The organism is Salibacterium qingdaonense (assembly GCF_900114715.1).
Lineage (GTDB): Bacteria > Bacillota > Bacilli > Bacillales > Marinococcaceae > Salibacterium > Salibacterium qingdaonense.
The window spans coordinates 95,639-105,898 of sequence record NZ_FOTY01000008.1 but is presented as its reverse complement, the minus strand read 5'-3'; the positions used below and the strand labels follow the sequence as shown (position 1 = coordinate 105,898).

General features: G+C 48.9%; 8 protein-coding genes and 1 pseudogene. All 9 read left to right on the top strand.

Annotation, left to right across the window (positions count from 1 at the left end):
* Nucleotides 1–420 precede the first annotated feature (420 nt).
* The 9 genes and pseudogenes from BM058_RS08830 to BM058_RS08790 all read left to right on the top strand — a co-directional run bounded on the left by BM058_RS08830 (nt 421) and on the right by BM058_RS08790 (nt 10,154).
* Nucleotides 421–627, top strand: a complete 207-nt coding sequence (locus BM058_RS08830) for a hypothetical protein (RefSeq protein ID WP_090926674.1) — start codon at nt 421–423, stop codon at nt 625–627.
* Between the two features lie 114 nt (nt 628–741).
* On the top strand, nt 742–966 hold the full coding sequence (locus BM058_RS08825) for a hypothetical protein (RefSeq protein ID WP_143083003.1): 225 nt from the start codon (nt 742–744) through the stop codon (nt 964–966).
* 301 nt (nt 967–1,267) lie between these two features.
* The gene (locus BM058_RS08820) at nt 1,268–3,340 is read left to right on the top strand and encodes a putative bifunctional diguanylate cyclase/phosphodiesterase (protein ID WP_177195492.1); all 2,073 of its coding nucleotides are present in this window, start codon (nt 1,268–1,270) and stop codon (nt 3,338–3,340) included.
* A gap of 235 nt (nt 3,341–3,575) precedes the next feature.
* Nucleotides 3,576–4,973: pseudogene (locus BM058_RS08815) on the top strand (alpha-N-arabinofuranosidase); the annotation flags it as partial.
* 290 nt (nt 4,974–5,263) lie between these two features.
* Complete coding sequence (locus BM058_RS08810) at nt 5,264–6,538, top strand: extracellular solute-binding protein (RefSeq protein ID WP_090926670.1); 1,275 nt, start codon at nt 5,264–5,266, stop codon at nt 6,536–6,538.
* Nucleotides 6,539–6,562: 24 nt separating this feature from the next.
* A complete protein-coding gene (locus tag BM058_RS08805) occupies nt 6,563–7,447 on the top strand; it encodes a carbohydrate ABC transporter permease (protein WP_090926669.1) in 885 nt (294 codons plus the stop codon).
* A gap of 17 nt (nt 7,448–7,464) precedes the next feature.
* The gene (locus BM058_RS08800) at nt 7,465–8,316 is read left to right on the top strand and encodes a carbohydrate ABC transporter permease (protein ID WP_090926668.1); all 852 of its coding nucleotides are present in this window, start codon (nt 7,465–7,467) and stop codon (nt 8,314–8,316) included.
* A gap of 968 nt (nt 8,317–9,284) precedes the next feature.
* Nucleotides 9,285–9,497, top strand: a complete 213-nt coding sequence (locus BM058_RS08795; protein WP_090926667.1) for a DUF6366 family protein — start codon at nt 9,285–9,287, stop codon at nt 9,495–9,497.
* Nucleotides 9,498–9,569: 72 nt separating this feature from the next.
* Nucleotides 9,570–10,154, top strand: coding sequence for a DUF421 domain-containing protein (locus BM058_RS08790; RefSeq protein ID WP_090926666.1), 585 nt, complete (start codon nt 9,570–9,572; stop codon nt 10,152–10,154).
* The last annotated feature ends 106 nt before the right edge of the window (nt 10,155–10,260 follow it).

The following is a 10,260-nucleotide window of genomic DNA, read 5'->3' as shown; positions in this document are numbered from 1 at the left end:
CCTAAAAAGACAGCGCGTCCTCTTTTGCTTCAACCTGTTCTATCGATGAGCGAACCTATAGAAACCCTGTAGGTTTCTTTGTGTTGCTGCAAGAGCACCCTTTTCTAAAGAAAAGAAAACGAAGGCAGGAGCGGAAGGCGGCGCTTCCAGCGGGAAGAGCAGCAGCCGAAGATCCTATCAAACGGCGGTTTTTCCGTTTGATATAGCTGAGGCGCTGCCCGCGGAAAACGTCCGCCTGCAGCGGATGCTTCTTTGCCCCCAGCGTATTCCTAAAGTAGAAACGAGTTATAGATATAGAACGGAACCTCACTCAAACAATAACCCTCTTTATCACGGATTCAGGTCAAAAAACAAGATAAACAATGGGAATGGAAACATACAAGAGGAGGCGAGTGGAATTCTCCTGATAAATGGTCTGCTATGAATCAATCACCTTATATTTACTCTGGTCCAATTAGTGACAATTCCATATCAGAGGTATTTGTAGGCAAAGAAAAAGCAAGAATTTTGGAGGTTGAAGAAGATAAAAGATTTTGGTATGCCATCAGCCCAATACAAGATAATGAAGTTTTTTATAAACGAGAAGATGGGACTAAGGAAAAAATAGAAGAAGTTAAACACGAATAAATCCAAAATAAATGATTCCTGCTTTGTGAATTGATGTACTTAAATTAAAGGGTGCAATAATTGAAGGAACGAAGCATAAATAAAAAATTGAAGAATGAAGGGAGGGAGTATGAAGTGAAGAAATCCGAATACTCCGAGTGGCGACTAAGTGTATTGGCTCTAACGGCAATGCTTGGGACTTTTATTGGAATCTTTGTCGTCCAACGTGACCTGAACTTAACATTCGTAATATGGTACTTGGCTGTTGTTGCATTAGTCGTGGTTGGAAATGCGATTTACGTGCTCTATAAGAAAAAGAAAAACAACGGGGCGGAAAACGAGAATCAAAAGCACGGATAGGTCTGCAATAATCCACGCCTGTTGATTTACCATATAAAGGAATGGGAAAGGATTCTATGAGGAGGGTGCACCTGTGATCAAAGCATGTCTCCCCTTTCTTTTTCGTTGGACGAAGCCGTCTGCCCGACACCCGCGGAAAGCGGGCAGGAAAGGCGGAGTCCAACGAAACGGTTCCTATATTTGGATAATCAACAGCCGTAGTTTCACCCATTTATTTCTCTACAGGTTGACATGTGTCTTTTGCCCCTTCATTCATAGTACAATGGTAACCAGTATGGATCTATGGAAGGAGGAGGTACGAATGATACAGGATATCATGCAGGAAGCGGAGGGAAACGGTTCCCCGCGGCAGGGTATCTACATAGTCGAAGACGGATACATAACGTATTGCAGCGAAGATGTGGCAGCCATGCTTGGAGCGGAGCCATCAGCACTGGAGTACGCATCGTTTCTCGCAGTCATCCGGCAGCGTGTCGAGAATGACAAGGCAGAGGAGTTTCAGAAGCTGATGGAAGGCAGGCGCCGCCGGATTCATTTCTACACCGAAGCCCACACCGGCAGCCGCGTGCCGATTAATATGGAGCTGTACGCGCAGCTGGTGGAAGATGTAAGCAGCAGAAAGATCATGGGATTTATGGTGGATGTGACGGAAAAGCAGGTTATCGAGTCGAAACTCCAGGATACTCTGAAAGATCTGGCGGATATGAAGTATGCGCTGGATCAATCTTCTATTGTCGCAATTACTGATCAAAAGGGCCGTATTACGTACGTGAATGACAAGTTCTGTGAGATTTCGGGATACACAAGGGAAGAATTAATCGGAAATACTCACCGCGTTGTGAACTCGGGAGGGCATGACCGGGAATTTTTCAAGGAGATGTGGCGCACGATCGGTTCTGGAAACGTATGGAAGGGGGAGCTTCGGAATCAGACGAAAGAAGGGTCGTATTACTGGGTGGAAACGACGATTGTTCCAGTAAAGGATGAAACCGGGAAACCGTATCAGTATCTTGCCATCCGTAACGACATTACCGACAATAAAAAAAATGAAGAAACCATCCGGCATATGGCGTATTATGACCATTTAACAGGGCTTGCCAACCGCCGCTTGTTTGATGAAACCCTCCACTCCAAAGTGGAAACGGCTGAAGCGGACGAGGAGATGTTCGGGATGATGCTCATTGATCTGGATGGCTTCAAATACATCAATGACACTCTCGGTCACCTCGTTGGAGACAAGCTCCTTGTGGAAGTGGCACGGCGGCTGGACCGCATCGCAGGGAGCCGCGGATTCACCGCCAGAATCGGGGGAGATGAATTTGCGGTGATTCTAAAGGAGATGGAGAACGTTGATGAACTAAAAGAACTAGCTGAAGCTATTCTGGCCGGTTTTCAGGAGGCGTATCTCGTGGATGAGTATGAGCTGAATGTGACCGGCAGTATCGGCGCTTCGGTGTATCCGGAATCAGGCCGGGATGCCGTAACCATGACGCGTCACGCCGATCTTGCCATGTACCGCGTGAAAGGGGAGCAAAAGAACGAATATCGTCTGTACAGTGCGGAAGCCGATGAAAAGACGGAGCATCTGTTTTCCCTGCAGAATGACCTCAACCAGGCGCTTGAGGAAGATCAGTTTCATATGGTGTACCAGCCGAGAGTTAATCCCGGTAACGGTACGATTCAGAGCATGGAGGCTCTGCTCCGCTGGGATCATCCGGAACACGGCAGCATTTCCCCTGGAGAGTTTCTACCGCTCGCCGAGAAAACGACATGGATCAACGACATCGGCGACTGGGTCATGCGTGCCGTAAGCTGTCAGATTCGGCAGTGGCAGCAGAAAGGGCTGGAGCCTGTTCCCGTATCGATCAATCTATCGGCGAATCAGCTGCTGCAGACGAACGTCGCTTCCCATTTTCTGTCTATTTTTCAGGAATACAATGTGGAGCCGGGATGGCTCGAACTCGAAATCACGGAGAGCATGCTGATTGAAAATGAATCGACGGCCCAAGATATTCTGGAAAGCCTGCAGGAACACGGCGTCCGCATCGCTCTGGATGATTTTGGCACCGGGTATTCGGCGCTGTCGTACCTGCAAAAGTTCCCGGTGGATACAATAAAGCTGGATCGTTCGCTGGTCCAGGGTGTCTCGGAAGAAGATGGGTATCAACCAATGGCAGATACGGTAGTGTACCTCGGACACTCACTTGGGATGAGCATGGTGGCTGAGGGGGTCGAATATGAAAAAGAATGCCGGGCGCTGCGGTCACTTGGAGTGGATGAGATTCAGGGCTGCTACTTCAGCCGTCCGCTTTCGACCGAAGAAGTGAATCCGCTGCTCGAATCCGGTGTTATTACTGCGCCGCCGCAGACGTAGACTTGAGGATAATGGACACTTTTGCGCAAAAACAGCGCGGAAGTGTCCATTATTTTTGGATAGGGGACAAAATAAGAGGGAAATGGGGAAAAAGTGTCCGGTAAAGTGAGATAACGGACAGAATACAATAGAAAGAGTCCACAAAACCCCCAGCATTTTTAGTAGTTGACAGATTTTTCCCCTTCCTTTACACTACTTGTACGTATAAGTTTATTGAAAAAAGGGAGGCGGAGATATGAAACATAACGTGACAGTAACTACCGATCAGCAGGAAGCGGTGATCAGCCGCCATATTTACGGGCATTTCGCGGAACATCTCGGGCGGTGCATTTATGAAGGATTGTGGGTAGGGGAAGATTCATCGATTCCCAACACCAACGGCATTCGCACTGATGTTTTGAAAGCGCTTCAAAACATCAACATACCGGTACTGCGCTGGCCGGGGGGCTGCTTTGCCGATGAATACCACTGGAAGGACGGCATCGGGCCGCGGGAAGAGCGGAAGCGGATGGTGAACACGCATTGGGGCGGCGTGGTGGAAAACAACCATTTCGGCACCCACGAATTTCTTATGTTATGTGAGATGCTGGGGACAGAACCGTACATCTGCGGCAATGTTGGAAGCGGTTCCGTACAGGAGATGTCGGAGTGGGTGGAATACATGACGTTTGACGGGGAGTCTCCGATGGCGGATTGGCGTCGTGACAACGGCCGGCAGGAGCCGTGGAATGTGACGTATTTCGGTGTCGGCAATGAGAGCTGGGGCTGCGGCGGCCACATGCGTCCGGAGTTTTATGCCGATCTGTACCGTCAGTATCAGACGTACGTAAGGGAATACAATGATAACCAGTTATATAAAATCGCAGGCGGGGCCAACGTCGACGATTACCGCTGGACGGAGGTGCTCATGCGCGAAGCGGCGCCGTTTATGGACGGACTCAGTCTGCATTACTACACGATTCCGGGTGATTTCTTTAAAGGAAAAGGATCGGCGCTTGATTTTAACAAGGCGGAATGGGATATCACGATGGAGCGCGCGCTTCACATGGATACGCTCATTTCTCGGCACCGTGCTATTATGGACAGCTATGATCCGGAGGAAAAGGTCGGACTGATTGTCGATGAATGGGGAACGTGGTTTGACGTGGAACCCGGGACCAACCCCGGTTTTCTCTATCAGCAGAATACAATCCGGGATGCGGTGGTGGCAGGCGTCACCCTGAACATTTTTAACCGTCATGCCGGGCGGGTCCATATGGCCAACATCGCGCAGATGGTGAATGTCCTGCAGGCGATGGTGCACACCGACGAGGAAAAGATGTTTCTCACGCCGACGTATCACGTGTTTCATATGTACCAGGTGCATCAGGATGCGGCGCTGCTTCCGATTCACATGGACACCGGCATAAGCGGGGAAAACAGAGCATACCCTCAGATTCATGGATCGGCTTCAAAGCAGGCTGACGGGGTGGTGCATGTCAGTCTTTGTAATCTTGATATGGAAGAAGACGCGGACGTAACACTTGATCTGCGGGGGTTGTCGGATAAAGTGAATTGGGAAGGTACCATTTTAAGCGCAGAACATAAACATGACCATAATACGTTTGAAGATCCGGAACGTGTCCGTCCGCAAGCGTTCCAGGATTTCAAGGCCGGCGGTGCAGCGGCGGAACTACGGCTGCCTCCCATGTCAGTTGTTGTCCTTGCTGTCTCTTGATAAGCTGCTGGAATCCTCTGCTGCATGTGCAGGGGATTTTTTCTTTGAAATTACCAAAAATGTAAAAATTGTATTGCCTTTTCTTCTCTTCATGCTTATAATAATTGTAACTTATACGTATAAGTAAGTAGTGCTTTTCAAATTTTCATCGATATGTACGAACAAGATGTTTTGAAAGCGCTTTAATTAAGGGAAGGGGAGGAAACATGAAAAAAACCGCTTATGCAGGAATGATACTGCTGCTTACGGCTGTTGGATGTCAGTCTCAGGACGCGGGAACCAGTACGGAAACGGGTCCGGTGGAAGTGGAAATGTGGTCCTTGTTCAGTGGTGGAGACCAAGCGTATATGCAGTCTTTAATAGACGGTTTTAACGAGAGTCAGGAGGAGTATGAAGTGGTCATGCCGGCTCCATCGGAAGCGGCTGATCATTATACCAAAGTGGTGACAAGTGTGGCTGCTAACCGCGGTCCTGATATGGCGGTGGCTCATGCATCGATTATACCAGAATTTTACAACCTTGGATTGACGAAACCGATTGATAATCCGGCAGAAAACGCGGGTCTTGATTTGACGGAAGTGAACGAAAACATTCTCCAAACGCTGAAGATGGAAGACAACAAGATTCATTCGTATCCTATCGATACCCACCCGACTGTGATGTTTTTCAATAAAACCCTTCTCGAGGAAGCGGGGTTGTTAACAGAGTCGGGAGAAGTGGATATGGAAGAGACGCCGGAGGGATTCGTCGATTTTTACAAACGTGCAGAAGAAGCGCTTCCGGACACGATACCACTTGCGATTCCGACGGTCGGTTATGATGCTTTCACGGTGTGGTGGGCGTTCTACCATCAGATGGGCGGAACTGACATGTACTCCGATGATCTGCAGGAGCCCGAAGTTACGATGGATAACGAAACAGCGGTGGAAGCAGCAGAATACCTGAAAAGCATGTTTGGAAAAGAGGGGTTCATTCCTCCGAATATTTCCGATCCTTATGAGCAGTTTCAAACCGACCGGGCACTGAGCTTGATGACCGGAGTCTGGGGAACGGGAATATGGGAGACAGATGAATCGTTTGAGTTTATCGCGCAGCCAATTCCAACTTTGTTTGATGAACCGGCAACGTACGGTGACTCCCATACACTTTTCATTCCGGAACAGGAAAGCACCACCGATGAAAAAACGGCCGGCGCCGCGGCATTTATGAACTACCTTCATGAAAATCAGGCACAGTGGGCGCAGGCAGGGCATATTCCGGCCAACGATGAAGTAACGGATTCCGAAGAATTTAATGAGATGCCGTACCGCTCCGATTATGCCGGCGTTGTAGAAAACGTGGAGCAGCCATCGGGTACGATTTACTCGAACATGTCCATCGACGTCATGATGAGAAACCTTGATGAGATCTGGGCCGGCCGGGTGACACCGCAGGAAGGCATTGAAAACCTGGAGCAGGAACTCGACGAACTGGTCAAATAAATAGAGAACAGGAGGGGCAGACGAATGAAAAATCAGGCTTTGCGAAATGATATCCTGGCCGGCATGTTTTTACTTCCCTTTTTTCTGATTTACGTAGTGTTTACGATTTTTCCGATATTCAAAGGGCTGCAGATGAGCTTTTTTGACTGGTCGCTGATTGAGAAGGGGGAGTTTGCCGGGTTTTCGCAGTACACGGCGCTGTTTACGGACCCGGATTTCTGGCAGTCGCTTTGGAATACGACACTGTTTGTGATTTTGTCCACGCCGGGGATGATTTTGCTTGCGCTGGTACTGGCGCTGCTTGCCAATATTAATGTTGGTTCGAAACTGCGGACGTTTTTAAGAGGGTCCTATTTTATTCCGAGTATCCTGTCGGTATCGGTTATTTCCTATATTGCGATATTTATGCTTCAGCCGTACAGCGGTATCGTGAATAATCTGTTGAATTCCTTTGGACTTGAAGGGCAGGTGTACTGGCTGGCCAACCCGGTGCTCGCCTGGGTAAGCATTGTCGGGGTTACCTTATGGTGGACGGTCGGATTCAACTTCATTTTATTTTTGACTTCGCTTCAGGATATTCCGGATTCGTACTATGAAGCGGCGGAAATTGATGGAGCCACGCGCTGGCAGATGTTTAAAGATGTGACCCTGCCGCAGCTCATTCCGATTTCACGGGTTATTTTTCTATTACAGGTGCTTGCTTCATTCAAGGTATTCGCACAAATTCTACTGATCACCGACGGGGGTCCGGGGACCGCGACACGTCCACTGATCCAGTATATTTACGAGATGGGCTTTGAACAATATGATCTTGGTTACGCGGCAGCTATGTCTTACGTGCTGTTCTTTATTCTGCTTATCTTTTCGGTTATCCAGATCCGCAGCGGCGGACAGGGCCGTATGATCTAAAAGGGAGGTACATCAAAATGAGCCAAACGAAAAACACGCTGCTGCAACGGAATCGTGATCCTTACCTGCGCATTAAGATTCTCATCGGGGTGATTCTGGCGGGCGTTTTCCTTTTTCCAATTATCTGGATGCTGTTTGTCTCGGTGAAGCCGCAGGACATGTCGATCACCGCTCCGCTTAACTGGTTTACGCCGCCGTATACGTTATCCAACTACGCTTCAGTGATGGGAGAAAGTGACGTGCTGCTCTGGTTGTTCAACAGTGCCTTTGTCGGTTTTGCGACGACGGTCATTACTTTAATTGTGACGTCTCTTGCGGCATTTGCGATTTCCAAAATTAAGTTCCGCTACCGGCGGGCCATTTTTCTGTTTTTTCTTGCGGGGATGATGGTACCGGGGGAAGCGACGATTATTCCACTGTTTGAAATCGTAAAAAGCATGAACCTGCTTGATTCCTATACGGCCCTTATTCTGCCGATGACCGCGTCCCCGATCGGGGTGATTATTCTTAAGAGTTTCTTTGACGGGGTGCCGGATGAGCTGATGGAAAGCGCGAAAATCGATGGCTGCTCGCACTGGCGCCTGTACTGGAATATTGTACTTCCGCTTGCCAAACCGGCCATGGCCGCTATCGCGATCTTCACGTTTATCGGTTCGTGGAACAACTTTCTGTGGCCGTTTCTGGCGATTGTATCCGAAGAATTGTATACGCTTCCAATCGGTATTCCGTCCTTTAACTCCACGTATTCCACGACCTATATGCTGCCTATGACGGTCAATGCGATTGCCTCGCTCCCGGTTATTATCGCGTTTCTCATTTTTGAGAAACAAATTGTCAAAGGGGTCAGTTTCACCGGTATTAAAGGGTAAAAAAAAGGTCCGGAAGCGCGGTGCTTCCGGACCTTTTTACAAGCATTTATATCTTACCCTGTCACCGGTTCCGCTGTATTAGTCGATGAACATACGGCTTTCGAGCATTTTTTTTGCTTTGCGTTCCTGGGATTCATAAATGGAATTGAGGACACTTTTAAATACGCGCTTCATCTTGCGTTCCCCCTATCGCTTAAGTTCTATCTGCATCATACTCCCAGCCATGCAAACAGACAATGTCGTGAAAATCCCATGAAAACGACAACATTTCCTATGAAAGCGCGTGAAAAAGCGCTTTATCTCTTTTTTCCTCCTTTTTTCTTTGAATTTGGGGGTCGTCCGATATGTGTGAAAAATCATTCATTTCCAAACAGAAAAGGAAAACGGTGTGCTGCGGGGGTTGGCTATATGTTTCGGTACACATTCTGCCCGGTGCGGGAACGAGGGTAAGGCAGGGACTTACAAGCGGAATGTGTCTGTTTACATGCGGAAGTTTCTGATTTACATGCCAACGAACAGGAAATACAGTCCAAGCCGCATGGTACCTGCCGAATACGGCCCGTTACATGCCGGATCTGGTGATTTACATGCCAAACAGACACATTTACATGCCAAAGGCCGCAGCAGAGTACTTTATCGCACCGGCATCCGCGGCACAAAAAAAGCCCGGACGATTTCTGTGAAGAAAGCGTCCGGGTATCATTGTATCATTGGTTCTTTCTTTGTTGCCGCGCCGTTTACCGGAAGAGTACAACATATGTCAGTTTCATCATCGCCAGCATGCCGGGATTTCTGTATCTGTTCACGTTGTTCCCTCCTAATATGTGATTAAGTGTAGTGTCGCATGAAACATGCGCGCCATCTACATATTTGTAAGGAAACATCACAGTATAATGTCGGAGCCAGTTCTGGATGATTTCTTCCAGTTACGATAGAATGGGAGGAAGATAAAGAAGGAGGGACGGTTCATGTCGGAAGGCAAGCGGCCTGATAGGAAACAGGAAACGATGAAGGAACAGGAACAGCGCCATCACCCGGGTGGGACGGCGAGAGATGGATACCACCGTTCCCAGGTCGGCGGTGCGTCTGATCTCCTGCGCGGGCTCGGATGGAAAGGATTCCTTGTACTGATTGTCGTGCTGTTTGTGCTTTACGCCGTTTACGCTCTTTTCCTGCGCTGATGGAACCAGGGGCCGCATAACCCCGGGTATTCTTTCTCATACTAAGTAAAAATTCAGAAAGGATACGGAGTTATGAATGTTGATGTAATCTGGGAATCAGTGCTGCTTGTGGCGGCCGGAATTCTTATACTGCGGATTGCCGGGCGCAAGTCGATTTCGCAGATGTCGCTTGCGCAGACGGTCGTGATGATTTCCATCGGGTCGATCATTATCCAGCCGATCATTGAGGACAGCTTATGGAATACGACCGTGGCCACACTGGTGTTTGTACTGATGCTCGTGTTTATTGAATACCTGCAGTTGAAGTTCAACCGCGTCGAACGATTCGTAACCGGCAAAGCGAAAGTGATCATCGAAAATGGAGTGCCGCAGTATGAGACGCTGCGGAAGATGCGCTTCACGGTGGATACGCTCGAGATGCGGCTTCGCCAGCAGGGAATATCGAGTATCGCCGACGTCAAGACAGCAACACTCGAGCCAAACGGCCAGCTTGGATATGAACTGATTGAAGATGCTAAGCCGCTGACCGTGGGCCAGTTCAAGGAAATGATGGCAGGACGCATTGAGCTGCCGCGCGAAAGCAGCGGGCCGCCGGATGTGTTTGAGGAAGTACGCAAGGACCGCCACCGGGTCTCCAATGCGGACAATCTGAGGTGAGAGTGGGAGTGGGGTTGCTGTGTTTTGATATATCGGTGAAATGGGACGTTGAACCTGATCGAACGGGTGCCTGACTAAGCAGTGCAAGCGGGCCCCTCTACATAAA

Coding starts and splice junctions, on each gene's coding strand:
- BM058_RS08830 (WP_090926674.1), top strand. CDS start 421: ATGAATCAATCACCTTATATTTACTCTGGTCCAATTAGTGACAATTCC.
- BM058_RS08820 (WP_177195492.1), top strand. CDS start 1,268: ATGATACAGGATATCATGCAGGAAGCGGAGGGAAACGGTTCCCCGCGG.
- BM058_RS08810 (WP_090926670.1), top strand. CDS start 5,264: ATGAAAAAAACCGCTTATGCAGGAATGATACTGCTGCTTACGGCTGTT.
- BM058_RS08805 (WP_090926669.1), top strand. CDS start 6,563: ATGAAAAATCAGGCTTTGCGAAATGATATCCTGGCCGGCATGTTTTTA.
- BM058_RS08800 (WP_090926668.1), top strand. CDS start 7,465: ATGAGCCAAACGAAAAACACGCTGCTGCAACGGAATCGTGATCCTTAC.
- BM058_RS08795 (WP_090926667.1), top strand. CDS start 9,285: ATGTCGGAAGGCAAGCGGCCTGATAGGAAACAGGAAACGATGAAGGAA.
- BM058_RS08790 (WP_090926666.1), top strand. CDS start 9,570: ATGAATGTTGATGTAATCTGGGAATCAGTGCTGCTTGTGGCGGCCGGA.